The organism is Leeuwenhoekiella aestuarii (genome assembly GCF_004104055.1).
GTDB lineage: Bacteria > Bacteroidota > Bacteroidia > Flavobacteriales > Flavobacteriaceae > Leeuwenhoekiella > Leeuwenhoekiella aestuarii.
On sequence record NZ_QOVJ01000001.1, the window covers coordinates 958,368 to 982,568 of the forward strand.

A 24,201-nucleotide genomic window follows, 5' to 3' on the forward strand; every position below is an offset into this window, starting at 1 on the left:
TTAGCCTGTTTTTAAAGGGCTCAGCTACATTTGATTCAATTAAAACATCAAAAAAATGAAAATAATTACTAGTCTGAAGTTGCTTATTGTAACGCTGCTTTTTACACTTAATTACTCCGGTTTATACGCTCAGGAAGGTATTATTCAAGGAGTAATCACCGATGAATACGGGATTAATGTTCCAGGAGCCGCGGTGATGATCAAAAGTTTGAATAAAGGTGCTGTTTCTAATCAAGATGGGAAATTCACATTTGTAGAAATTCCTGAAGGAAATTACACCCTTACTGTAAAATATCTTGGTTTTGCCGATATAAATAAAGAGGTAACTGTATCTGCAGGTAAAACTACTTCGGTTGCTATTTTGTTAGCTTCTGAAGAAAAACAGTTAGACGATGTGCAAATCGTTGGCTTTAGTGCCGGTGGGCAGGCCAGAGCCTTGAATACACAAAAAAACAATGTAAATATTACCAATGTTGTTTCTACAGATCAGATAGGTAAATTTCCTGACGCAAACATTGGCGACGCAACTAAGCGTATTCCCGGTATCACGATGCAAATGGATCAGGGAGAAGCGCGTAATATAATTGTGCGTGGTTTATCGCCACAATTAAATTCGGTTACTTTAAACGGAAGCCGTATTCCTTCAGCAGAAGGGGATAACCGCAATGTGCAGATGGACCTTATTCCTTCTGATATGATTCAAACCATTGAAGTGAACAAAGCAGTCACTCCAGATATGGATGCTGATGCTTTGGGGGGCTCGGTAAACCTGGTAACCCGATCTACACCACAGAATTTTAGGTTGTCTGCAACAGGAGGTTCTGGTGTGAATTTTATCACAGACAAACGTATTTTGAGTGGGTCTTTTTTGTTGGGGGACCGTTCAAAAAATAAGAAGTTCGGTTGGATGGTTTCAGCTTCTATAAACGATAATGATTTTGGTAGTGATAATGTAGAGGCAGAGTGGACAGACGCTTTTGCTTATACTGATGCTGCTGGCGAAGAAGTAGAACTCGATGTTAATCCGTATACCAATGTTTTTGAGATCCGTAAATATTTGGTACAACGGGTACGACGTAGTTTTTCAGCCAATTTTGATTACAACTTTGACGACAATAACGAGATCTATTTAAAAACGATGTACAACTGGCGTGATGATCGGGAGAATAGATTTCGATATGAGACAGAGGTTTTAGATGCAGAAGACATCAACGAAGGTGATTTTGAGATCGTAAACGGTACGCCTTCCCGTTTTCCGGTAGAAGTTAAACGCGAAACTAAAGGAGGTATTCCCGGCGGAAGAATTCAAAACAGAAGATTGGAAGATCAGCGTATGCAGAACTACAGTTTAGGAGGTAATCACCTGTTCGGAAATCTAAAGTTCACCTGGATGGGTTCTTTTGCAAAAGCTTCAGAAGAGCGTCCTAATGAACGTTATTTAGTTTATGCTACAGAATATGAAATCAACAATGAGATCAACGATACACGTAAGCCTATACACACTCCGGTTTCTGCAGAAGATTTTTCGCAGTTTGAATTAGATGAACTAACCGAAGAATACCAGTTTACTGAAGAAAAAGATGTCAATTTCTTTGCAAACTTTGAGTTGCCTGCAGATTTCTTTAATAATGGCGATGGTACGGTAAAGTTTGGTGTACGCGGCCGGTTTAAGAATAAAAATAGAAACAACACCTTCTCTGAGTATTCGCCACTTACTTCTGCATTAGACAACCTGGCATTGGTAAATCAGCGTGCTTATAATGGGGATGATTTTTTAGCAGGGTCAAAATACAGACCCGGAATTTTTGCTTCACCGGAGTTTTTAGGAAGTCTTGATTTGTATGACACGGCAGCTTTTGAAGGAGAAGCAGTGCCAGACGAATATCTTGGGGATAACTTTGATGTGACCGAAAATGTATATGCCGGTTATGTGATGACTAATCAGAAATTAACAGATAAACTGAGTGTTTTAGTAGGTCTTCGCGTTGAAAATACACGAATCGAAAGTACAGGTAATAATTTTGACGTTGATGAGCCAGATACGGTGACCCAGATCAATGACCAGAGTTCATATACAAATGTTCTACCAGGCGTACATTTTAAATACAATGCTTCAGAAAATACAGTTCTGCGTTTTGCATGGACAAATACTTTGGCGCGACCTAATTATATAGACCTTGTGCCTTACCGACAACGGGAAGATGATGAGGTTTCTGTGGGTAACCCACAATTGAACCCTACTACTTCTATGAATTTTGACTTTATGGCCGAAAAGTATTTTAACTCTGTAGGTATTCTTTCAGGTGGGGTATTTTACAAAGATTTAAACGACTTTATCTATACTAATGTTTCAAAAGAAGAAAGCACGGGTTACGAGTTGTTTCAGCCTTTAAACGGAGATAAAGCACGTATTTTTGGTGCAGAAGTGGCATTTCAGCGTCAGCTTGATTTCCTCCCCGGTTTTCTTAAAAACTTCGGAGTTTATTTAAACTATACCTATCTCAATTCTGAAGCTAAAGGTATTACTAATGAAGATGGGGATATGCGTGGTGACCTTGCTTTGCCGGGTTCTTCGCCTAATATGTTTAATGCGTCAATTTCTTATGCAGATAAGTGGTTTAGTGCAAGACTTTCTAGTAATTATGCAGATGCATATTTAGATGAGTTAGGGGGTAATGCCTTTGAAGATCGTTTTTATGACGAGCAGTTTTTCTTAGACTTTAATGCCACTGTTTTCTTATCAAAGAACCTTCAGGTTTATGCCAATCTAAATAATATTACCAATCAGCCGCTACGTTATTATCAAGGAGTAAAAAACAGGACCATGCAAATGGAGTACTATAGCACACGTTTAACCTTTGGTGTAAAATATGATTTATTTTAGAATGAAAAATTTCAAATATATTGCTGGTTTCAGCACGGCACTGGTTTTATTTTCTTGCGGAAATACAAAATCACAACTATCGGAAATCAAACCCGATACCATTACTGAACATGTTAAATATGATACTGATGATCCTGCCATTTGGATCAACCCGGAAGATGCTTCACAAAGTATCGTTTTTGGTACTGATAAAGATACAGACGGTGGCATTTTTGCCTTTGACCTGGAAGGAAAAATTATTCCCGAAAAATCAATTCCTAACATCAAACGCCCTAACAATGTTGATTTGCGTTATGGGTTTCCGGTAACCGATTCTACAACGACTGATATCATTGCTTTTACCGAAAGAGAGCGTAAAATGTTACGCATTTATTCGGTGCCTGATATGAAGCCTTTAGATGGCGGTGGTTTTCCGGTTTTTGTAGAGGATGCGAATGAGGAATTTCAATATCCAATGGGAGTGAGTTTGTATAAATCTGCTGTGGATGGAGCTTTTTATGCGATTGTAGGGCGCAAGACCGGTCCGTTAGAAAACTATCTGTACCAATATAAAATCACATCAAAATCAGACGGTTTGGTAAGCTTTGACCTGGTACGCAAGTTTGGGAATTTTAGCGGTAAAAAAGAGATCGAAGCGATAGCGGTTGATGATGCGCTGGGTTTTGTGTATTATTCTGACGAAGGAGAAAGCATCAAGAAATATCACGCAGAGCCTGCTAAAGGAAATGAACAACTGGCATCTTTTGGTAAGGAAGATTTCTTAGAAGATATAGAAGGTATCGCGATCGCGGCCTATGAAGATGGCAGCGGAATGCTCATTGTTTCTGATCAGCAGCGTGGTCAATTTAATATCTACGATCGTAAGACTAATGAATTGGTTAGAATATTGAATTTGGCAACCACCGAAACAGATGGTTGTGAAGCGGTGACTGTGCCATTAAATGAGACGTTTAAAAATGGTTTATTTGTCGCAATGAATGATGATGGTACGTTTTATTACTATGATTTAGGCAAGTTGAAGTAATTCAGAGCCGGTATTAAATAAAAAAGCCCTGCTGAGCAATCAGCAGGGCTTTTGTGGTTTTGATAAACTTACAATCCAGGATAGTTACCTGTAATGATGTCGATACCATCAATAACCCAACCTACAACAAAGAATCCTGCGGTTAAAATAAAGATGATATTCCATAAAATCGGACTTCCTAGATACCATCTGTGGGCAGCAAAGGCTCCTAAAAATAACCAAAGCAAAATTGCCACGGTTTGACGATCTGCAGCAACAGCAGCAGGAGAAACAAGTTCGTTTGAAGCTTCAGAAGCTGCATTTACTTCAGTGGTTGTTTTTGCAACACGCTCAACAGGAAATCCTGCAAAAGTTGTTGTTGAAATCATTAGCAGAAGTGCCAGTGAAAAGATAATTTTGAAATTCATAAGATCTAAGGTTAATTAAATTACCCAAAATGTACGCTATTTTGAGAAACTTCTATTCCCGAGTAATCCTGTTTTTGATATGTTTAACGTTTACTACAACATTACAAGCACAGGAGTTTGAGTTCTTTGGCGTTATTAAATTAAACGATACTTCGTTTATTAGTTATAAAGTTTTATTTGACCGGGTTAATGATTCTATTCAAGGATATTCACTTACAGATTTTGCAGGTAAACACGAGACTAAGTCTAACATTAGAGGCTTTTATCATGAAGATAAAAAGCTACTGAGTTTTAATGAGTATGACATCGTTTATACGAAGTCACCAGTTGTTCAAAAAGATTTCTGCTTTGTCAATTTTGAAGGAAAAGTGCGTAATCTGGATAAAGTGAAAGCCTTTAGTGGTGATTTTAAAGGACTTTACGCAGATGGTTCTTCCTGCCTCGATGGAATGATCATTGTAAATTCTGGGGAGCAAGTGAAAAAGCGAGTCGAAAAAATAGACAAGGTCATTCAACGTTCTAATAAATTTTCAGATACTATAAAGAAGAATATCAAGGTAGCGCGGGTTTTAGACACATTAACACGGAATATCATCGCTAAAGATGAAAACCTCAATATTTTTACTCGGGATCAGAAGATTAAACTTTCAATCTACGATGCCGGGAAAGAAGATGGAGATGTTATCAATTTGTATGTTGATGATAAACCGGTATTAGAGAATTACACGGTTTTACACGCGAAAAAACATTTAGAATTCAAATTAGAAAATCCGCAGACGCAAATTAGAGTCGAAGCAGTAAGTGAGGGTACTTCAGCACCTAATACCGTGCGGTTGGAAGTAGAGGATAGCCGCAATTTTGTGCGAACTATAACCAACTTGAAAGAAGGTGAAAAAGCACAAATGACGATTGTAAAAAAATAAACCCCCGCATCACTGCGAGGGTTTTATCTCATATCTTGAGTCTAAAATCTCAGATCTCGACTAGTATCTGTAATACTCCGGTTTGTAAGGTCCTTCAACCGTTACACCAATATATTCAGCTTGTTCTTCGTTGAGTTTAGTCAGTTCAACACCTATTTTTTCTAAGTGTAAAGCGGCAACTTTTTCATCTAAATGCTTAGGAAGCATATATACTTCGTTTTTATAGTTGTCGCTGTTTTTCCACAATTCGATTTGTGCCAAAGTTTGGTTTGTAAAGGAGTTACTCATTACAAAACTAGGGTGACCGGTTGCACAACCTAAATTTACCAGACGTCCTTCAGCAAGAAGAATGATGTCTTTGCCGTCAATCGTATATTTATCAACCTGTGGCTTGATCTCGTCTTTAGTATCTCCGTAGTTCTCATTTAACCAGGCAACTTGAATCTCATTGTCAAAGTGGCCAATGTTACATACGATGGTTTTATCTTTCATCACTTTAAAGTGCTCTCCACGTACGATATCTTTGTTTCCGGTAGTTGTGATTACAATATCGGCTTTGTCAAGTACTGTTTCAAGGCGTTTTACTTCAAAACCGTCCATTGCTGCTTGTAAGGCACAAATAGGATCAATTTCAGTTACTGTTACAATAGAACCTGCTCCTTTAAATGAAGCAGCGGTACCTTTACCTACATCACCATAACCGCAAACTACAACGCGCTTACCTGCAAGCATTACATCAGTCGCACGACGTATTGCATCTACAGCACTTTCGCGACAGCCAAATTTGTTATCAAACTTAGACTTAGTAACACTATCATTTACATTGATCGCTGGCATAGGTAATGTACCCTTATTCATGCGTTCGTATAAACGGTGAACTCCTGTAGTTGTTTCTTCAGAAAGACCTTTGATTGCAGCAGCAAGTTCTGGATATTCATCAAGAACCATATTGGTTAAATCTCCACCGTCATCAAGAATCATATTTAACGGCTCGCGCTCTTCACCAAAAAATAAGGTTTGTTCAATACACCAGTTAAATTCTTCCTCATTCATTCCTTTCCAGGCATAAACCGGAATTCCGGCAGCAGCAATAGCAGCAGCAGCATGATCCTGAGTAGAGAAGATATTACAAGAACTCCAGGTAACATCTGCCCCAAGAGCCACAAGTGTTTCGATTAAAACAGCAGTTTGTATGGTCATATGCAGACATCCTGCAATACGAGCTCCTTTTAAAGGTTGTTCAGCACCATACTCTTCCCGCAAAGCCATAAGGCCCGGCATCTCTGCTTCAGCTAATTCTATTTCTTTTCTACCCCACGCGGCCAAAGAAATATCTCTGACTTTATAAGGAACATATTGCACGGTTTTCGTTGACATAATCTTATATTTACAATTCTTATTTTTTGCAAAAATACGTAATAATAGCTACTTAACGTGCCACTTTTCAAAACTATAACGCCTAATGCAGCTACTCAGGTTTACATCTGGAAAGTGGAAGAGTCTCTTGAGGAGTTGTCTCAAAATGTGAATTTAACACCGCATTGCAAAGCCCGTTTTGAAAGTATGAAGTCAGAACTGCACCGCCGCGGATTTTTAAGTATTAGACACCTTTTGCATCAAGCCGGTTATACCGATCAGGATTTGTATTATACCGAAAATGGAAAGCCACACTTGCAAGATGGTAAACATATTTCGATCACCCATTCTTATAATTTTACCGCAATTATTATAAGTGATGCTATTGAGGTGGGTATAGATATCGAAATGCAACGCGATAAGATTTTGCGCATTGCATCCCGCTTTACTCCGTTGAAAGAATACCGTACGTTGGCTAATGATGATGCTGTTATTAGAAAATTGACCATTGTTTGGGGTGCTAAAGAATCGCTTTATAAGATTTACGGCGTTAAAGGACTTAGTTTTTTACAGCACATCAATGTGACCGATTTTGATTTTGATGATCATAAAACGGATGCTATTATCAATTATCACGGCAATCAAAGTAAATACGCTATTGATTTTCTGGAGTTTGAAGGTTTTACCTGTGTTTATGCTTTAGCGCTTTGATATGATTGATGAATTTACGCAGAGCGGAAAACGGATTTATAAAGACTTGCAGGAAGCTGCAAAGAATCAAAAAAAATGTTTTGCCATCCTTTTTGATCCTGAAGAACATTCTGAAGATACCTTGATTCAACAGGTATTACACTTACCTGAATTTACTACACACATTCTTGTTGGCGGAAGTACAGTAACGCAGACTCAAACACAACTTACCGTTCAAATACTAAAAAAGCATACAGATTTGCCGGTAATTCTTTTTCCAGGCGATTATAAGCAGATTTCAAAAGAAGCAGACGGAATACTTTTTTTAACTCTGTTATCTGGAGAGAACCCAGAGTATTTAATAAGGCAACAAATAAAGTCTGTAAAACAGTTACAGCATTCAGACTTAGAGATTATTCCTACGGGTTATATTTTGATTGACGGCGGAATAAAAACTGCTGTAGAACGCGTGAGTCACACACAGGCTTTGCCACAACATGATGTTGAACGTATAGTAAGCACAGCACTTGCCGGTGAATATTCTGGTAAGAAATTGATTTATCTTGAGGCCGGAAGCGGTGCTTTAAAATCGGTTTCTACCGAAATCATTCAGGCGGTAAAGTCGGCAATCTCTATTCCGTTAATTGTAGGTGGAGGAATCAGAACTCCCCTAAAGCTTCAGCAAGCTTACGAGGCGGGCGCAGATCTTGTAGTTGTAGGTACTGCTTTTGAAAAAGGTGAATTTTAGCGTATGAATTCAATTGTAGATTTCTTTTTTGGGCAATATGCAGGTTATGAAACGTTATCAATTATTCTTGAGATCGTGGGCGTTATTTTCGGGTTGCTTTCGGTCTGGTATTCAAAACAGAATAATATCTGGGTATATCCTACGGGGATGATCAGCACCTCAATTTTTGTCTATTTATTATTAAAATGGGGTTTGCTGGGTGATATGATGATCAATGCTTATTATTTCTCGATGAGTGTTTACGGGTGGTATGTTTGGACACGTAAAATAGATGCAGAGCACGTGACGCCTATTTCAAAAACAACTAAAAAAGAACATTTCTGGTCTGCTTTTATTTTTATTGCGACCATCATTTTTGTATTTGCTGTGTACACTGTCTTTGATAAATGGAATAGTTGGACGGCTTATGTAGACACACTTACAACAGCCATATTTTTTGTAGGTATGTGGTTAATGGCTAAGCGCAAAATTGAAAATTGGATTTATTGGATTATAGGAGATATTATTTCGGTTCCCCTATATTTTTACAAAGGCTTCACATTTACCAGTTTTCAATACCTTATTTTTACTGTGCTTGCTATTTATGGCTTTATCGCGTGGAAAAAATACCTCAACAACATACCGGAAACTGCATAAAAATCGTGCTCTTTGGTCCCGAAAGTACCGGGAAGACTACACTTTCAAAGAAACTCTCAGAATATTACGATGGTGCCTGTGTGCCCGAGTTTGCTCGGGAATACCTTCAGCAGAAATGGGATGAAGAGCAAAAGATTTGTGAACCTCAAGACATACTACCCATCGCCATAGGACAGATGAAGTTGGAAAATGAAGCTGTCGATTCCGGAAAAAAAACAGTATTTTGTGATACAGATCTTTTAGAAACAAAGGTTTACAGCAAGGCATACTATGACGGATGGTGTGATGCTCAAGTAGTAGATGCTGCAAAAAACAATACGTATGATCTCTATTTGTTAACGTATATAGATACGCCCTGGCAAGCAGATGATTTACGTGACCGCCCGGAACAACGAGAAGAAATGTTCGAGTATTTTAGACAAGCTTTAATTGATAATGATCGCCCCTACATTTTGGTTAAAGGAAGTCTAGAAGAGCGACTACAATTTATTACCAACCACTTAAATTCTTTACTAATTTGAATTTTACAGACCAAGAAATCAACGAAATCAAAGATCACGGCTTAACTGCAAAACAGGTAGAAAGTCAAATTGATCTTTTTGTTAATGGGGTGCCTAATGTTAAACTAGTAGCACCTGCAACAACATCAGACGGAATTTTTAAACTTGCTGAAGCAGATGAATTGAAGTTTCTAGATTTTTATGAAGATAAAAAACCAAAACTCGATCTTCTAAAGTTTACACCAGCTTCTGGTGCTGCCAGTCGTATGTTTAAAAAGATCTATCAGTTTTTAGAGGACTATGATGCTTCTAAAGAAACAATAGATGAATATCTAGAACGTACCGGGGATAACCACATGAAGAAGTTTTTTGCCGGTTATGAGAAATTTCCATTTTACAATCACATTATAGATGGGCTTGACGAAAAAACCAAGGCCGATGAAAACGCTAAGAAATATGCGTTCATCAAAACAATGATGAGTGAAGATGGTGAGAACTACGGTAATTTGCCTAAAGGTTTGATCCCATTTCATTATTACGGATGTTATAAAGCAACAGCTTTTGAAGAGCATTTGCATGAGGCTGCAGCATATGCTGCAAAAAGCGATAAAGCAGCACTACATTTTACCGTTTCGCCAGAGCATAAGGAGGCATTCGCTAAAGAATTTGATACCATCCACGCTTCAGTAAGTAATACAACAGGAGTAAATTTTGATGTTGATTATTCGTTTCAGAAGCCGGAAACAGACACTGTTGCTGTTACTATGGATAATAAATTATATCGCAAGAGTGACGGTTCTTTGTTGTTCCGTCCCGGGGGTCACGGGGCATTGATTGAAAACCTGAACGATGTGGATGCAGACGTGATTTTTATAAAGAATATAGATAATGTTTTGGTTCAGGATCAGATTCAAAATTTAGCACGAAGCAAACGTATTTTAGCCGGTTTACTTTTAGAAAAGCAAGCTCAGGTATTTAAATATGCAGAACTTTTAAATAAAAATACAATTTCTGAAAACGAGCTTGAGGAGTTAGTAACCTTTTTAAAAGAAGATTTCAGTACGCGTATCGATTCAGATTATACAGATTTTTCAACAGAAGAAAAGAAAAGCTATTTAGCTGAATTACTAGATAGACCTATGCGTGTTTGCGGTATGGTTAAAAATGAAGGTGAGCCCGGAGGTGGCCCGTTTTGGGTTGAAGATGAAAGCGGTAAGGTAGCCCTGCAAATAATTGAAAGTGCACAGGTAAACACTAAAGACGCTAAACAAGGGGAGATCTTTAAAAATTCAACACACTTCAATCCGGTAGATATTGTTGCCGGCGTACGTAATTATAAAGGTGAAAAATACAATCTACTTGATTATGTAAATCCAGATTTAGCATTTATAGCTTATAAGACAGATGGAGGAAACGAAATCAAAGCATTAGAACTTCCCGGATTGTGGAACGGTGCGATGGCACGCTGGAATACCTTATTTGTTGAAGTGCCTTTGGAAACTTTTAATCCTGTTAAAACAGTAAATGATTTACTAAAACTATCACATCAGACAAAAGCTTAATGGATAAAAACGTGCTGTATTCAGAATGTAATTTTAGGGCAGTGCGCAGCAGTGGTCCCGGTGGTCAGCATGTAAATAAGACTTCTACTAAAGTCATGCTGCATTGGGACCTTGATGCTTCTATTGTGTTTGATGAAGATCAGAAAGAGCGTCTTCAAAAACGGCTGTCTTCAAAATTTACATCAGAAAATCAATTGGTTTTATCTTATGATCAAAGTCGCAGTCAGCATAAAAACAAACAAGAAGTTTTTAAAAACTTAGTACGCTTGCTAGAGAAGGCACTTATTAAACCTAAAAAGCGAAAAAAGACAAAACCTACTTTAGCTTCAAAAAGACGCAGGCTTGATTCTAAAAAGAAAAATGCAGAAAAGAAAGCCAATAGAAAACCGCCTTCTTTTTAAGTATTCTGAATATTTTAGAGTATTTTTTATAAAGTGTAGATAAATTCTACACTTTTTTTGTGGAATATACTCTTCTTCTACACAAATCACTTTTCACCTTATTTCTTTATTCATCCCATAATCAGCTACTTAATGGGGATGAACTGTGCTACAGTTGCTATGGTACGGTTTTGCTATTTGATTAGAAGAGTTTGTAACTGAAACAACTCAAATAAATATAACAATAAATAAGAAAACATAGAATTATGAAAAATCTAGTAATGACCGTAGCTGCAGCAGCAACAATGCTTTTCGCTACACAAAATATAACAGCACAAGAAACAGAATCTGAAGTAGCAATGACTGAGACAGAAGTACAAGCACCTGTACAGGATGGCTTTGAGAAAATTGAAACTTCAGCTTTACCAGAAACAGTTACTAATGCAGTAGCAACTGACAAAGCAGGTTCTAAAGTTGAAGAAGCGTATTTCAATGAAGAATTGAGTGTTTATAAATTGATGTTGAAAGCGGAAGGTGCAGAAGCAGAAACGGCTTACATCAATGAAGAAGGTAAATGGGTAAAGATTCAATAAAAAGAGTCTCCCTTTTAATAAATCAATTTTAATCAAAGCACCAGTGCGTGCACAAAATATAGAGTTATGAAAAATCTAGTAATGACCGTAGCTGCAGCAGCAACAATGCTTTTTGCAGCAGAAGGAGTAACAGCTCAAGAAACCACAGGAGATGTAGCACAAGCTACTACAGAATTACAAGCTCCGGTAGATGGATATACTAAAATCGAAGTTTCAGATTTACCGGTAACTGTGACGAAAGCAGTTGAAGAGGATAAAACTGGAGCAGATGTAACTGAAGCTTGGGTTGACTCAGAAAACAAAACTTTCAAATTGACATTAGCAACAGAAGGGGCAGAGCCAGAAACTGCATATATAAATGCTGCAGGTGAGTGGATCGAACCAAAAGAGTAGGTTAGGTTTCCCTAATTTGAATTTTTAATAAATAGAATGGTTAAAAATTCAAGATTGAGCCCCGATGAGAATCGGGGCTTTTTTATGTTTTATTGACACTGCTAAAGGGTTTAATACGCCTAGGTTTTCCGCGAGGTAGTTTATTTTCAAATTCAAGCATTTAGATATAAAAAAACCGAAAGATACTTTCTTAACGTTTTTTATGATTTTATTAGTTACCGCAGTTAATGGTATTTGTACTTTTAACTCAATAATTGAGATTTGAATACTCCGAGGTTTGCCTCGAAGTCAAAAGCCGTTTCTTTATAATACATTTTGGGTTTGCCCAAGGTGATTTACTAAAACTATCTGCCTTGTCTAAAATACTCCTTATAGAAGATGATGTTGCCTTTTGTAAAATGCTTGAGACCTTTCTCGGTAAAAAAGGCTTTGAAGTCAAAAGCGCGTTTACAGCTGGTGAAGCTTACAAAATATTAGATGAGGGATCGACAGATCTGGTTATTACAGATGTTCGTTTGCCAGATGATGACGGACTTAGCATTTTGAATTTCATTAAAGAGAAGTATTCAGCTATCCCTGCGATTTTGATGACTGGTTATGCCGAAATTAATAAAGCTGTAGAAGCTATGAAGGCCGGCGCTTTTGATTATATTTCAAAACCGGTACGTCCTGATGAACTCTTGAAGATTATAGATAAAGCCCTCAATATTCAGGAAAATTCAAAAAACACTTCAAACACTTCTGAACCAAAACAAAATCTAAAAAAGAAAAGTGTGGAAGTTGCATCTGCAACAAGTACTAACTTTATAAAAGGGGTAAGTGATGCCGCAGCAAAACTCAATCAATATGTAGATCTTGTTGCACCTACTACGATGTCAATTTTGATAATTGGCGATAGCGGTACTGGTAAAGAATATGTTGCAAAAAGTATTCACGATAAAAGCAAGCGTAGCGATCAGCCATTTATAGCTGTTGATTGCGGTGCCATACCTAAAGAACTAGCAAGTAGTGAGTTCTTTGGTCATATTAAAGGTTCTTTTACAGGAGCAGTTACAGACAAAGTGGGGCATTTTGAAGCGGCTAATGGAGGTACACTTTTTTTAGACGAAATAGGAAATCTATCATACGAATTACAGGTACAACTGCTTAGAGCCTTACAGGAGCGAAAGGTAAAACCGGTAGGTAGTAACAAGGAAATTCCGGTTGATATACGTGTTGTTGCCGCTACTAATGAAGATCTGGAGGAAGCTATAAAAGAGAATGAATTCAGAGAAGATCTGTATCACAGGTTGAATGAGTTTTCAATCGAGATGCCACGCCTGAGTGATCGTCAGGAAGATTTGATGCTTTTTGTAAATGTTTTCTTGGACCAAGCCAATGCAGAACTTGAGAAAGAAGTGACCGGTTTTAGTGATGAGGCTATAGAGGCTTTAAAAAGATATGACTGGCCGGGAAATTTAAGAGAACTGAAGAATATCGTAAAGCGATCGGTTTTATTAACGCAAGACGCTATTATTCCTCTAAAACTGTTGCCTCGTGAAATAATGCTTTCAAAAGAAAGCATAAAAGATGAGCCATTTGCACTCTTTAATTCTAAAAATGAGCAGGAGCTTATTTTAGATGCCTTGGAAAAAACCGGAGGTAATAAAAGCAAAGCCGCAAGACTTCTTAATATTGATCGTAAAACACTTTACAATAAACTCAAGCACTACGATATCAAGTTGTAAGAGTTTGTCTTAGCAAATCTACCAAGGTTTTCGATTTTGCCTTAACACTTAAAATAGCCGATTGTATCTCTGCCTTAGAAATGTTTTGAAGTGAGGGTTTTTCTAATTCTTCAAGAATAGTGACAATCCCTGAAGCTTCAAGCTGTTTCATCATCGGAAGCATTTTATGTGCAGTGTCATTAATAGATTTGATGTCTATAGTTTGGGCGTTTAAACTTTCTAAACTTTCTTCAGTGCTCTCACAAAACACAGTAAGAATAGTCTTTAAAGCTTCATCATCATCACCTACAAATTCTTTCAACTGCTCAAGACTGAATAATTCAGAGTTAGATTTTGAGACAATTGAATTGGGTTCAGTTTTCTTTTTTTCTAAAGCACTTATCGTGCTAATAGCCTGAACCAGTTCATCCGGTTTGTAAGGCTTTTTTAAGTTTTCGGCGAAGCCAAAATGTTTGTAATCTGCTTGTTTGAGCGCTCCGTTTCCGCTCAGAGCAATTACAGGTATTTGAGCAGTTTCTGAGGTTGATTTAAGCTCTTTAATTAATGCAATTCCATCCATAACAGGCATTTGTATGTCTGAAAGGATGAGGTCGTATTTTTTTGTTTTAAGCAGTTTTAAAGCTTCCTCTCCATTGTTTGCAGTATCTGTCTTTAAGTCATAAGGAGCTAGAGTAGCTTGAGTAAGTTTGATCTGTACCGATTCATCATCAACGATTAGAATACGTTCAATTGAATTTAGATCTTCTTTTGAAACTGAAACGGATTTAACAGACTCTTGCTGTTCTGTTTTTTCAACAGGAATAGAAACGGTGAATGTACTTCCTTTGCCCGGAGTACTATTTAAAGATAATTTCCCTTTAAGTAGTTTAGTTAATTTTTTTGATATGGAAAGGCCAAGACCAAAACCGCCAAATTTGCGCTGTGTGGTTTCTTCTGCCTGTGAAAATTCTTTAAAAATGAGTTGTTGCTTTTCTTTAGGAATTCCCAGGCCGGTATCAATTACTTCAAATTTTAGACTGCTTTTTACAATTTGTGCAGTAATGATTATGCTTCCGGTTTCTGTGAATTTATAAGCATTAGTGATGAGGTTGGCGAGTATTTGTTTGATGCGAAAAGGATCGCTTAGAAAGATTTGATTAGCCTCTTCAGAGATTTCTGTGCCAATTTCAACGCCAGGTTTTATAGGTTGTGGTAAACTTACTGCAGCAACATCTTCAATTAATTTTTTAGGGTTAAACGGTATTCTTTCGATAGTGATCTTACCGGCTTCAAGCTTTGAAAAATCAAGCAAATCGTTAACCAGTTTTAAAATATAATCTCCAGATTTTTGAACAGTATCTAAATACCGTAATTGTTTAGCATCAACAGGTGTTTTTTTAAGCAATTCTGTAAAGCCTAAAACCGTATTGAGGGGAGATCGCATATCATGAGTCACTGTCGCCATTAATTGTTCTCTACTCTTTAATAGGGATTGCGCAACGGCATTACTTTTTTCAAGTTCAGTGCTGTATTGCTGGCTACGGGACGCATCTTTAAAGATCATTATGACAAAGCCTAAAGCAAGAATAATACTGATACCGCCTATGATTTTTAAGGTGTTAGAAATTTCTTCAATACGGCTATTGAGTAGAGCTTCGCGCTGTCTCGCTGTCATCGTCCCTTCACGTTCAAGCGTACTCAGAAGATTTCTGATCTTAAGGTTGATGTCGCGGTCGTTAGCAAGTAGCGTATTTTCACGATTGATGATGTTGAGCTCGAGTTCTTTCTTTCGGGTTTCTATTTTTGCCAGAGTCTTGCGCACAGTTTGTGCCATTGAAGCCATATTCTGATCCTTATCTGTATTGTCTTTTCTGATGTATTCCATCATATCAACAATCACTTTTTTTGTATACGCATCTACAGAATCTAAGCGGGGATCATTAGCATAATCTTCAAAATAAATATCTTCTTTTATAAGTTCAGAAAGCGCTTCATCGTAATAATTACGGGAGTATTGCTCTTCGCGTAAGCGCACCATTGAGCGGATGTTGCTGGTCTTGTTTGACAGTAACATTTTGATACTGTCTAACTGTTCATTTTGTGCTTTGGTTTCTGTGAGAGCTTGTAAAGAATCTAGCTGAATGGTGATGCTGTCAACGAGAACTTCATATTTGCCAAATTGATTCTGAGAACCCGTCGCCATCGCAGTTCTGCCTATCGTTTCGGCTTCATAAAGATAGCTCAACGCATTGCTGGTAAAAGTGAGTTTTTGATTAGTGGCTTGTTCTTTTTTAGGAGGATATATAAAGGTTTTAATCTGCGGATAAATAAACCAAATCGCAAAAAAGATAAGCAAACCTATTAGCAGATAGCCTGTCAAAACCTTAAGTGTTATAGAGCGTTTGGTATTTTTCATAGGTACTAAAATTAAACTACCCTAAAATAAAACACCTTAATTTTTTTATAAAAGCAGAAATATTGCATTACATTTGCCGCCTAATCTCAAAGGGGTGCTTAAACTTCTGTTTATTCAGAAAGCGAGCTGAGATCATACCCAATGAACCTGGGCGGATAATGCCGCCAAGGGAATCGCTTAAAATACTGGTGACGATCGGGTTGTTTTTAAGCAACATTGCATTTTATTAACTAATAGTAACACGGAATAATCGCCCCTTTTATTCGTAAAAATTTTTACGAATGAAATCACTTTTATTCGCCTGTGCTGCCAGTTTAACAACTTTTGGCGCACTCGCACAACAAACACAACAAGACACCACATCTGTAAACAAACTCGATGAAGTACTTGTAAAATCAATCCGGGTAGATGCAGATTCACCCATCACTTACAGCAATCTTTCTAAAGAGGAAATTAACGAGCGCAATCTGGGTCAGGATTTACCCATTTTACTCAATTATCTGCCTAGCGTTGTAACTACATCAGACGCAGGAGCAGGAGTGGGTTACACGGGTTTTCGGGTCCGCGGAACAGGGAATCAAGGGATCAACGTGACCATTAACGGGATTCCATATAACGATACAGAAAGTCTGGGTAGTTTTTTTGTAAACCTGCAAGATTTTAGCAGTTCTATACAAAGTGTACAGTTGCAACGTGGGGTAGGGACTTCTACTAACGGAGCCGGAGCTTTTGGTGCAAGTTTAAACATTCTTACCGATGCGGCAGAGGATAAAGCTTATGCTCAGGTTAGCGCTTCAGGCGGATCTTTTAATACCCGCAGAGCAAATGTGAAATTTGGTACGGGATTGATTAGCGATCACTTTAGTTTTTCCGGAAGGCTTTCGACCATAAAATCTGATGGTTATGTAGACCGGGCGAGTTCTGATTTGAAATCTTATTTTTTACAAGGGGAATATCGTAATGAAAACACACTGCTTAAAGCAATTGTTTTTGGAGGTCACGAGATTACCTATCAATCGTGGAATGGTATCGATAAGCAGACTTTAGAAACCAACCGCACCTATAACCCTATAGGTTTTCAATATGATGATGCCGGAAATTTAGAGGGTTTTTATGAGAATCAGGTAGATAATTATAAGCAAGACCACGTGCAGTTATTGTGGAATCAAAAATATGGCGGTGGCTGGTCTACTAATCTTGCATTAAACTATACAATGGGTCGCGGCTTTTTTGAAGAGTATGTAGACTCTTGGTATTATGCCAATGTGAATTTTTCTAATGATGCTACATTTGATTTCATAGGCTGGGAGCCTTACGAAGTAGATGGAGAGTTGCAAACAGATACAGATCTAATACGTCGTAGATGGTTAGACAATCGCTACTATGTTGCGAATTTGACGACTAATTATTCTGATAAAAATATCGATTTTGATGCCGGGATTTTTGGTAGTGTTTACACCGGCGATCATTATGGTGAGATCACCTGGGCGCGCTATTTCTCGCAAACTGAAGAGGCTGGTTACCTATATTATTTTGGTACGGCAGATAAAAATGAGTTTACCACTTTTGTTAAGGCTACTTGGAGAATCGATGACACTTGGAGTGTATTTGGAGATCTTCAAGGAAGATTCATTACTTATGAGACCGACGGTCTTGCCGATGATACAACACCTTTTAAAATTGATAAAGATTACTCGTTTTTCAACCCTAAAGCGGGTGTGACATTTACCGTTGATGAATCGAGTAAAGTTTACGCGTCTTATGCCAGAGCAAACCGCGAACCTAACCGTACTGATTTTGAAAATGGAAATCCCGTACCAGAGACTTTAAACGATTTTGAATTGGGATATCGCTTTACTAAAGACCGTGCGCGTATTTATGCTAATGTGTATTATATGGATTATCGCGATCAGCTAGTGCTTACCGGAGCGATAGATGATGTGGGTGCAGCGATACGCCAAAACAGCGGTTCTAGTTACCGTCTGGGTGTAGAAGTAGAAGCCGGTTTCCAGTTAGGAAGTCAGGTTGCGATTTCACCAAACATGGCTTTGAGTACTAATAAAAACCGAGATTTTTTCTTTCAAAGAGACGGTGTCTTGCAGAATCTGGGAAATACCAATATTTCGTTTTCTCCTAACATTGTTGCCGGTAATAGAATTGATTTTTTCCCGATTCAGAATTTACGTTTTTCGCTATTATCTAAGTATGTTGGTGAGCAATATCTGGGTAATATAGATGCCGAAAGTTCTAAGCTTGAAGCTTATTTTATAAATGATTTGAACTTTCAGTACGATTTAGAAGGAATTGGTTTTGCTAAGTCGATTACATTAACGGCTTTGGTTAATAATATCTTCAGCGAAGAATACGTGTCTAATGGATACTTTTTTACCTATGATGATGATTTTACAAATCCGGGAACCGTTACTACCATTGAAGGTGCCGGGTATTATCCGCAGGCTAAAATCAACTTTTTAGTTGGAGCGACTGTACGATTTTAGGGTGCCTTGGGGTCAATCTTTAAAGCCGGCATTTGCCGGCTTTTTTATTCAATAATCGAGAACTATTTTTTAAATACTCTTAACGGAGACGGCTAGTGAAAATTTAATTTGAAACAACTATGTCATTTCCATTTTGCGAAACCCGGTATTCAATAAGTGTGTAAGCCAATTCTTGGCTGGTGTCCTGACCAGTGTACAGGGTATACGTGTTGTCTTCACAAGAGCAGTTTGCTTCTACTCCATTTAAATTCATTGTAGAACAAGCATTGGGTACGTGATTGGGGTCGGTTGCTTCCCAGGCGCGTATAGAAGAACCTGTATTTATCACAAAAACACCGCGTATGCCTGCATTAGCAACATAAATAGCATTTCCCGGAAATTGTAACTGACTATATTCAGGCAAGTTTGTGTTTAAACTAATGGTAAATGAGATGGGATTAACATTAGGGTTGTTGATGCGGTTATCGTCTGAACTGCACGAAAATGTCAGTATGCAAAACAAAGCCATTAGTAGTCCTCTTTTTAGGATTTTAGTTAAAGATGAGATTGTCAATTTATAAGATTTTAGAAGTAACAATTAATAAATTCGTATATTAGCAACACTTAATCCCGTTAATTAATGGGATTTTTTGTGTTTATATATCAGGGTAAGACTTTACCATAGTATTAACACAATTGTTAAACGATAATTACATACATCGCATTGTGCATAAATAAACGAAGTTATGAGTAAAGTATCATACTATACCGCAGAAGGACTAAAAAAATTAAAAGACGAACTCAATCAGTTAAAAGATGTTGAGCGTCCTAAGGCTTCTCAAGCTATTGCAGAGGCTCGTGATAAGGGGGATTTGAGTGAAAATGCAGAATACGATGCTGCAAAAGAAGCTCAGGGAATGCTAGAGATGCGTATCTCTAAAATGGAAGAGATTGTATCAAATGCACGTATTATTGATGAGTCGCAATTAGACACTTCAAAAGCGCTGGTCCACTCTACAGTAAAAATTAAAAACCAAACTAACGGTCAAGAAATGACCTACAAGTTGGTTGCGCAAAGTGAAGCTGATTTAAAAAGCGGAAAAATCTCTGTAGATTCTCCCATAGGAAAAGGTTTATTGGGAAAAAAAGTAGGAGAAGTCGCGGAGGTAAGTGTGCCTAATGGTACGATGAAGTTTGATATTCTTGAAATAAGCAGAACGTAAATTATGGCATCTATTTTCACTAAAATAATCAATCGCGAAATCCCCGGTTATATTGTTGCCGAAGATGAGAAACACATCGCGATTTTAGATATAAATCCTAATGCAAAGGGTCACACGCTTTGTATTCCTAAGAAGGAAGTAAATAAAATATTTGATCTTCCGGAAGCAGATTATATGGCGCTTATGGCTTTTAGCCGAAAGGTTGCAAAAGCATTAGAACAGGTTGTTGAGTGTAAGCGTATAGGTGTTTCTGTAATAGGGCTTGAAGTGCCTCATGTACATGTGCATTTGATTCCGTTGACTTCAATGGAGGACGCTCGTTTTATTTCAAAAACCAAAATGGAAGCAGAAGCGTTTAAAGCCTTAGCCGAAAAAATACAGGCAGCTCTCTAAGGAGTCTGAAACTTGTAAATGGCAAATGCCGCTGCTGCACCGGCAACTACAATAGCGATTAAGATAATTATAGCTAAAGGTTTATAACGCACGTAGGTGTCAGGGCTTCCAAAGCGTTTCAGATTATATAAATATACCCGGTCGATCTCATCGGTCCAAAGGCCGGGGTATATCATAGACTCACAATGGCTGCAATTAAGCTCTCCCTTCACTTCTTTAGTAGATCGTTTCATGAGCTTATTCTCCTCTACCTTATTAAAAAAGGTAAAAGTGAGCCCATCTTGGGCAAAGCATTTAGGACAGTTATTACGCAGTTTGGATTCCCCAAATTTCACGTAGTTAGAAGCCATAGGAGATAGGTTGGTTGTCTTGCGAAATTAAATTATTTCATAAGATTCTCCAGATTTATTTGAGCATATTGCAGCAACATAATGGTTTTAGCATCTTTAATTGCGCCGGTTTTAATTAGGGCTAATGCCTCCTTGAATTGATATTCAAGCACTTCAATGTTTTCGGTTTCATCTGTTGCACCACCACCTTCTGAGACTTTTTCTTTTTCAGAATATTCTGCTATAAAAAAGTAGAGAATTTCGGTAACAGAACCTGGGGACATATAAGATTCAAAGACTTTTTCAACCGTTTTTATACGGTATCCGGTTTCTTCTTCAATTTCTTTTAAAATAGCCGTTTCAGGGTCGTTTTCATCCAGTAAGCCGGCACAAGCTTCAATCATCATCCCGTCTTTATTTTTATTGAGATACGTAGGCATTCTAAACTGCCGTGTGAGAATTACCGTTTTTTTATAGGTATTATAAAGCAGAACCACAGCACCGTTACCCCGGTCGTAAGCTTCACGAGATTGCTTTTCCCATTGTTTGTCATTGTTGAGGTACTCAAAATCTACTTTTTTTAAAGTGTACCAATTGTCTGAAAGAATGCTCACCTGCATATTCCTCACATTATCATTCATGATTCAAAAAGTTTTAAAGCGATTTGAAATGTAGTTCCTTTGTTGATCTCACTATTCAGTACGCGCACCTGGCCGTCATGATATTCTTCAATAATGCGTTTTGTGAGTGATAAGCCTAGTCCCCATCCCCGTTTTTTTGTTGTATAACCAGGTTCAAAAATAGTTGAGAAATTCATTTTAGGAATACCCTTGCCGGTATCAGAAATCAAGATTCTAACATACCTTGTGTCTCGCTTAATAGTTAGGGTTAACTTTCCTTTACCCTTCATAGCATCGATGGCATTCTTCACCAGATTCTCAATACTCCAGGCGTATAGCTCTTTATTGAGCATTACAAAAAGTTGTCCTTTTGGCGGAACATCGATCTCGAAGTCTATAAGTTTTGAACTTCTGTTAGCAAGATACTCAAAGGCTTCCTGAGTTTCAGTGATAATATTTGTTGCGTCTAGTTTCGGGATACTTCCAATTTTTGAAAACCTGCCGGTAATCGTTTCTAGACGGTTGATGTCTTTGTTTATTTCTTCAATGTACTCGGGATTTACATTTTCGGCTTTTAAAATTTCGGTCCATCCTACTAAAGAGGAGAGTGGAGTTCCTATCTGGTGTGCAGTTTCTTTAGCCATTCCTGCCCATAACAGGTTTTGTTCGGAAGCTTTGGAGGTAGCATAGAAAAAGTAAATAACTCCGATAAATAAAATCACAATGATTACAAGCACTACTGGAAAATACTTTAACTGATTGATCACGGGAGAATGCCCGTAATAAGCATACCAAAGTTCTCCACCCAATATGTCAATGCGTATAGGATCGTTTTCTGCGGCCATTTCCATCAAAATTTCCTGGGATTGAACAGGATCGTCCAGAACGCCTTCAGGAATGTTGATGCTGTTTACAATGCTATCCTTATAATCGGTTATGATTATGGGTATATACTGATTTTTGGAGTTGATTTTCTGACTTAGTGCATAATACTGGTTGATGTCCTCGGTATTAAAAGCTTCCATTGATGAAGCCCATACTTCCATGCGGTCACGCTCTGCCTGTTTGAGTTGGTCAAAAAACAAGGAGACATTCCAGAGAATTAATGCAGTGATGACAACTGCCGCAAAAATGATAAACCAGCGTATAAAGCGCTGATCTGTATTAAAATTCATAGGAATATGTTCTTTTTACTCGATAATCGAGATTACAATCTTTCGAGGAATACCTCAAAGTTTAAAGTCATTACAGCATTTATTGTTACCACCAAAAGGGTTAAAACTCCGAGGCTTGTCGCGAAATTGAAAATTTGTTTCTAAAGAGTGCCTCGTTAGCTCGCCCAGAGGCAGTATACAATGGCCCCAAATTACAAAGTTGCCCCAATTTAAATATAAAGTATTTCTTAAAGAATTATTGTATTCAAAACGGTTTTAAGTATTGAAGTGGTTGACTACCTTTGCGACATGAGTACAGAAACCTTAAGTATAGACCCTAAAGTAACTGATAATTCGCAAATTTATAGCGTGTTATCTGGTTCTGTAGGGCCTAGACCCATTGCTTTTGCAAGCACTTTAGACGCTAAAGGTAGTCCTAATTTGGCGCCTTATAGTTTTTTTAATGTGTTTAGTTCTAATCCACCGGTTGTAGTTTTTTCTCCTGTAAGAAGAGGGAGAGACAATACTACAAAACACACGTTAGACAATATTTTAGAAACAAAGGAAGTGGTAATCAACATCGTTAATTATGCGATGGTACAACAGATGTCACTGGCAAGTACAGAATATGATGCCGGCGTAGACGAATTTATAAAAGCGGGTTTTACTAAAGAAACTTCAGAGCTGGTTAAGCCTTTTCGAGTAAAAGAATCCCCGGTTCAGTTAGAATGTAAAGTAAAAGATGTAGTGGCTTTGGGTACTGAAGGCGGTGCAGGAAATCTGGTGATTTGTGAGATCGTAAAAATTCATATTCAAAAAGCGGTGTTAACAGAAGTCAATACTTTAGACGAGCATAAACTAGACCTCGTTGCGCGTATGGGTGGTAACTGGTATACACGTGCAATAGATGGAATGTTTGAAGTGCCAAAGCCCTTGCGTAATTTAGGTGTAGGCGTTGATGCCTTGCCAGAAGCAATACGTATGAGTACCATTCTTACCGGAAATGACCTGGGACGTCTGGGAAATGTAGAACTAATGCCTGATGCTGATGCTGTGGCAAAATATTTAGATGAAAACTCATCGCTACAAAATTTGGTAACTAATGGTGATACGGTAGCTTTGCATAAAGAGATTCAAAAACTGATTCAGCAAGATAATACAGGCGATGCCTGGAAATTAATTTTAGCCTAAGAGAAAAGGCATATAAAACATCAAAACAACAGAAATGGAAGTACAGGGAAAAATTAAATTGATAGGAGAAACACAAACCTTTGGAAGCAATGGTTTTAGAAAGCGAGAGGTTGTTGTAATTACCGAAGAGCAGTACCCACAAACTATAATGGTTGAGTTTGTACAAGATAAAACAGACTTACTTAATAACTTTAATGTAGGTCAGAATGTAAAAATTAGCATCAATCTACGTGGAAGAGAATGGGTAAACCCACAAGGAGAGACTAAATATTTTAACAGCATCCAAGGTTGGAGAATAGAAAATCTTCAGGCGGGAGCTCCTGCAGCAGGTATGCCACCGGTTCCACCGGCAGACCAGTTTGAGCCTGCATCAGACTTTAGTGATGATGATCATGATGATCTGCCTTTCTAAAAAGCACGTTAAATACAGCGAATACCCCGGGTACTTTTTATAAGTTTCCGGGGTATTTTTTGTTATTAAAGTTTGTGAGTTTAGCTTTTGTAAAAAGAAAAAAGCTCTGGTTAAAGAGCTTTTTAATTGGTTTTAGGTTAACCTATTTAATAAACTAAAAAAGCAATGATGAACAAAAATATCG

Annotated in this window: 24 protein-coding genes; 17 read left to right on the top strand and 7 right to left on the bottom strand. The window is 37.8% G+C overall.

What is annotated here, in order from left to right:
- Positions 1-55: 55 nt before the first annotated feature.
- Together DSM03_RS04280 and DSM03_RS04285 are read left to right on the top strand one after the other, a co-directional pair.
- Positions 56-2,884 (top strand): TonB-dependent receptor, encoded by a 2,829-nt coding sequence (locus tag DSM03_RS04280; protein WP_201740402.1) that lies wholly within the window; start codon positions 56-58, stop codon positions 2,882-2,884.
- A 1-nt stretch (position 2,885) separates the two neighbouring features.
- Complete coding sequence (locus DSM03_RS04285) at positions 2,886-3,908, top strand: phytase (RefSeq protein WP_128759764.1); 1,023 nt, start codon at positions 2,886-2,888, stop codon at positions 3,906-3,908.
- A gap of 68 nt (positions 3,909-3,976) precedes the next feature.
- On the opposite strand, the gene DSM03_RS04290 is transcribed toward DSM03_RS04285, so the two are convergent.
- On the bottom strand, positions 3,977-4,315 hold the full coding sequence (locus tag DSM03_RS04290; protein WP_128759765.1) for a TM2 domain-containing protein: 339 nt from the start codon (positions 4,313-4,315) through the stop codon (positions 3,977-3,979).
- 29 nt (positions 4,316-4,344) lie between these two features.
- On the opposite strand from DSM03_RS04290, the gene DSM03_RS04295 reads away from it, so the two are divergent.
- The gene (locus DSM03_RS04295) at positions 4,345-5,238 is read left to right on the top strand and encodes a hypothetical protein (protein WP_236638705.1); all 894 of its coding nucleotides are present in this window, start codon (positions 4,345-4,347) and stop codon (positions 5,236-5,238) included.
- 60 nt (positions 5,239-5,298) lie between these two features.
- On the opposite strand, the gene ahcY is transcribed toward DSM03_RS04295, so the two are convergent.
- A complete protein-coding gene (ahcY, locus tag DSM03_RS04300) occupies positions 5,299-6,615 on the bottom strand; it encodes an adenosylhomocysteinase (RefSeq protein ID WP_128759766.1) in 1,317 nt (438 codons plus the stop codon).
- A gap of 57 nt (positions 6,616-6,672) precedes the next feature.
- Here ahcY and DSM03_RS04305 point away from each other — a divergent pair, with 57 nt between their 5' ends.
- The 9 genes from DSM03_RS04305 (at position 6,673) to DSM03_RS04345 (ending at position 13,823) form a co-directional block, all read left to right on the top strand.
- Entirely contained in the window at positions 6,673-7,305 is a 633-nt protein-coding gene (locus tag DSM03_RS04305; protein WP_128759767.1) for a 4'-phosphopantetheinyl transferase family protein, read from the top strand.
- Position 7,306: 1 nt separating this feature from the next.
- Positions 7,307-8,032 (top strand): phosphoglycerol geranylgeranyltransferase, encoded by a 726-nt coding sequence (locus tag DSM03_RS04310; protein WP_128759768.1) that lies wholly within the window; start codon positions 7,307-7,309, stop codon positions 8,030-8,032.
- Between the two features lie 3 nt (positions 8,033-8,035).
- Positions 8,036-8,668: a nicotinamide riboside transporter PnuC gene (gene pnuC / locus DSM03_RS04315; protein WP_128759769.1), complete on the top strand. Its 633-nt coding sequence runs from the start codon at positions 8,036-8,038 to the stop codon at positions 8,666-8,668.
- Positions 8,629-9,189, top strand: coding sequence for an AAA family ATPase (locus DSM03_RS04320; protein WP_201740403.1), 561 nt, complete (start codon positions 8,629-8,631; stop codon positions 9,187-9,189). The genes pnuC and DSM03_RS04320 overlap by 40 nt, the downstream gene beginning before the upstream one ends.
- On the top strand, positions 9,186-10,730 hold the full coding sequence (locus DSM03_RS04325; RefSeq protein ID WP_128759770.1) for a DUF4301 family protein: 1,545 nt from the start codon (positions 9,186-9,188) through the stop codon (positions 10,728-10,730). The genes DSM03_RS04320 and DSM03_RS04325 overlap by 4 nt, the downstream gene beginning before the upstream one ends.
- Positions 10,730-11,131 carry an alternative ribosome rescue aminoacyl-tRNA hydrolase ArfB gene (arfB, locus tag DSM03_RS04330; RefSeq protein WP_128759771.1) on the top strand — a complete coding sequence of 134 codons (402 nt, stop codon included), beginning with the start codon at positions 10,730-10,732 and terminating at the stop codon, positions 11,129-11,131. The genes DSM03_RS04325 and arfB overlap by 1 nt, the downstream gene beginning before the upstream one ends.
- 245 nt (positions 11,132-11,376) lie before the next feature.
- Positions 11,377-11,703 (top strand): hypothetical protein, encoded by a 327-nt coding sequence (locus DSM03_RS04335; RefSeq protein WP_128759772.1) that lies wholly within the window; start codon positions 11,377-11,379, stop codon positions 11,701-11,703.
- Between the two features lie 66 nt (positions 11,704-11,769).
- A complete protein-coding gene (locus DSM03_RS04340; protein WP_128759773.1) occupies positions 11,770-12,096 on the top strand; it encodes a hypothetical protein in 327 nt (108 codons plus the stop codon).
- Between the two features lie 353 nt (positions 12,097-12,449).
- Positions 12,450-13,823, top strand: a complete 1,374-nt coding sequence (locus tag DSM03_RS04345) for a sigma-54-dependent transcriptional regulator (RefSeq protein ID WP_128759774.1) — start codon at positions 12,450-12,452, stop codon at positions 13,821-13,823.
- Here the strand turns inward: DSM03_RS04345 and DSM03_RS04350 are convergent.
- On the bottom strand, positions 13,813-16,218 hold the full coding sequence (locus DSM03_RS04350) for a hybrid sensor histidine kinase/response regulator (protein WP_128759775.1): 2,406 nt from the start codon (positions 16,216-16,218) through the stop codon (positions 13,813-13,815). The genes DSM03_RS04345 and DSM03_RS04350 overlap by 11 nt on opposite strands.
- Before the next feature lie 281 nt (positions 16,219-16,499).
- On the opposite strand from DSM03_RS04350, the gene DSM03_RS04355 reads away from it, so the two are divergent.
- The gene (locus tag DSM03_RS04355; protein ID WP_128759776.1) at positions 16,500-18,716 is read left to right on the top strand and encodes a TonB-dependent receptor; all 2,217 of its coding nucleotides are present in this window, start codon (positions 16,500-16,502) and stop codon (positions 18,714-18,716) included.
- Between the two features lie 103 nt (positions 18,717-18,819).
- Here the strand turns inward: DSM03_RS04355 and DSM03_RS04360 are convergent, their stop codons facing one another.
- Entirely contained in the window at positions 18,820-19,224 is a 405-nt protein-coding gene (locus DSM03_RS04360; RefSeq protein ID WP_128759777.1) for a hypothetical protein, read from the bottom strand.
- Between the two features lie 217 nt (positions 19,225-19,441).
- Here DSM03_RS04360 and greA point away from each other — a divergent pair, with 217 nt between their 5' ends.
- Both greA and DSM03_RS04370 read left to right on the top strand, forming a co-directional pair.
- Positions 19,442-19,918 (top strand): transcription elongation factor GreA, encoded by a 477-nt coding sequence (gene greA / locus DSM03_RS04365; protein WP_128759778.1) that lies wholly within the window; start codon positions 19,442-19,444, stop codon positions 19,916-19,918.
- Between the two features lie 3 nt (positions 19,919-19,921).
- Positions 19,922-20,311 (top strand): HIT family protein, encoded by a 390-nt coding sequence (locus DSM03_RS04370; RefSeq protein ID WP_128759779.1) that lies wholly within the window; start codon positions 19,922-19,924, stop codon positions 20,309-20,311.
- On the opposite strand, the gene DSM03_RS04375 is transcribed toward DSM03_RS04370, so the two are convergent.
- Genes DSM03_RS04375 through DSM03_RS04385 form a run of 3 tightly spaced genes read right to left on the bottom strand, consistent with a single transcriptional unit; the run spans position 20,308 to position 22,435 of the window.
- Positions 20,308-20,661 (bottom strand): hypothetical protein, encoded by a 354-nt coding sequence (locus DSM03_RS04375; protein WP_128759780.1) that lies wholly within the window; start codon positions 20,659-20,661, stop codon positions 20,308-20,310. The genes DSM03_RS04370 and DSM03_RS04375 overlap by 4 nt on opposite strands.
- 32 nt (positions 20,662-20,693) lie before the next feature.
- Positions 20,694-21,281, bottom strand: coding sequence for an NUDIX domain-containing protein (locus tag DSM03_RS04380; protein WP_128759781.1), 588 nt, complete (start codon positions 21,279-21,281; stop codon positions 20,694-20,696).
- Positions 21,278-22,435, bottom strand: a complete 1,158-nt coding sequence (locus DSM03_RS04385; protein ID WP_128759782.1) for a sensor histidine kinase — start codon at positions 22,433-22,435, stop codon at positions 21,278-21,280. Before DSM03_RS04385 ends, DSM03_RS04380 begins: the two co-directional genes overlap by 4 nt.
- 288 nt (positions 22,436-22,723) lie before the next feature.
- Between DSM03_RS04385 and DSM03_RS04390 the strand changes: the two genes are divergently transcribed.
- Together DSM03_RS04390 and DSM03_RS04395 are read left to right on the top strand one after the other, a co-directional pair.
- Positions 22,724-23,605, top strand: coding sequence for a flavin reductase family protein (locus tag DSM03_RS04390; protein ID WP_128759783.1), 882 nt, complete (start codon positions 22,724-22,726; stop codon positions 23,603-23,605).
- A gap of 34 nt (positions 23,606-23,639) precedes the next feature.
- Positions 23,640-24,017 (top strand): DUF3127 domain-containing protein, encoded by a 378-nt coding sequence (locus tag DSM03_RS04395; protein ID WP_128759784.1) that lies wholly within the window; start codon positions 23,640-23,642, stop codon positions 24,015-24,017.
- The last annotated feature ends 184 nt before the right edge of the window (positions 24,018-24,201 follow it).

Excerpts from the sequence above, each read along its gene's own strand:
- DSM03_RS04310 (WP_128759768.1), top strand. The coding sequence starts at position 7,307 with ATGATTGATGAATTTACGCAGAGCGGAAAACGGATTTATAAAGACTTG.
- DSM03_RS04390 (WP_128759783.1), top strand. The coding sequence starts at position 22,724 with ATGAGTACAGAAACCTTAAGTATAGACCCTAAAGTAACTGATAATTCG.
- DSM03_RS04355 (WP_128759776.1), top strand. The coding sequence starts at position 16,500 with ATGAAATCACTTTTATTCGCCTGTGCTGCCAGTTTAACAACTTTTGGC.
- DSM03_RS04335 (WP_128759772.1), top strand. The coding sequence starts at position 11,377 with ATGAAAAATCTAGTAATGACCGTAGCTGCAGCAGCAACAATGCTTTTC.
- DSM03_RS04285 (WP_128759764.1), top strand. The coding sequence starts at position 2,886 with ATGAAAAATTTCAAATATATTGCTGGTTTCAGCACGGCACTGGTTTTA.
- ahcY (WP_128759766.1), bottom strand. The coding sequence starts at position 6,615 with ATGTCAACGAAAACCGTGCAATATGTTCCTTATAAAGTCAGAGATATT.
- DSM03_RS04385 (WP_128759782.1), bottom strand. The coding sequence starts at position 22,435 with ATGAATTTTAATACAGATCAGCGCTTTATACGCTGGTTTATCATTTTT.
- DSM03_RS04290 (WP_128759765.1), bottom strand. The coding sequence starts at position 4,315 with ATGAATTTCAAAATTATCTTTTCACTGGCACTTCTGCTAATGATTTCA.
- DSM03_RS04395 (WP_128759784.1), top strand. The coding sequence starts at position 23,640 with ATGGAAGTACAGGGAAAAATTAAATTGATAGGAGAAACACAAACCTTT.
- DSM03_RS04350 (WP_128759775.1), bottom strand. The coding sequence starts at position 16,218 with ATGAAAAATACCAAACGCTCTATAACACTTAAGGTTTTGACAGGCTAT.
- DSM03_RS04340 (WP_128759773.1), top strand. The coding sequence starts at position 11,770 with ATGAAAAATCTAGTAATGACCGTAGCTGCAGCAGCAACAATGCTTTTT.
- DSM03_RS04370 (WP_128759779.1), top strand. The coding sequence starts at position 19,922 with ATGGCATCTATTTTCACTAAAATAATCAATCGCGAAATCCCCGGTTAT.
- DSM03_RS04380 (WP_128759781.1), bottom strand. The coding sequence starts at position 21,281 with ATGAATGATAATGTGAGGAATATGCAGGTGAGCATTCTTTCAGACAAT.
- pnuC (WP_128759769.1), top strand. The coding sequence starts at position 8,036 with ATGAATTCAATTGTAGATTTCTTTTTTGGGCAATATGCAGGTTATGAA.
- DSM03_RS04360 (WP_128759777.1), bottom strand. The coding sequence starts at position 19,224 with ATGGCTTTGTTTTGCATACTGACATTTTCGTGCAGTTCAGACGATAAC.
- arfB (WP_128759771.1), top strand. The coding sequence starts at position 10,730 with ATGGATAAAAACGTGCTGTATTCAGAATGTAATTTTAGGGCAGTGCGC.
- DSM03_RS04280 (WP_201740402.1), top strand. The coding sequence starts at position 56 with ATGAAAATAATTACTAGTCTGAAGTTGCTTATTGTAACGCTGCTTTTT.
- greA (WP_128759778.1), top strand. The coding sequence starts at position 19,442 with ATGAGTAAAGTATCATACTATACCGCAGAAGGACTAAAAAAATTAAAA.
- DSM03_RS04375 (WP_128759780.1), bottom strand. The coding sequence starts at position 20,661 with ATGGCTTCTAACTACGTGAAATTTGGGGAATCCAAACTGCGTAATAAC.
- DSM03_RS04295 (WP_236638705.1), top strand. The coding sequence starts at position 4,345 with ATGTACGCTATTTTGAGAAACTTCTATTCCCGAGTAATCCTGTTTTTG.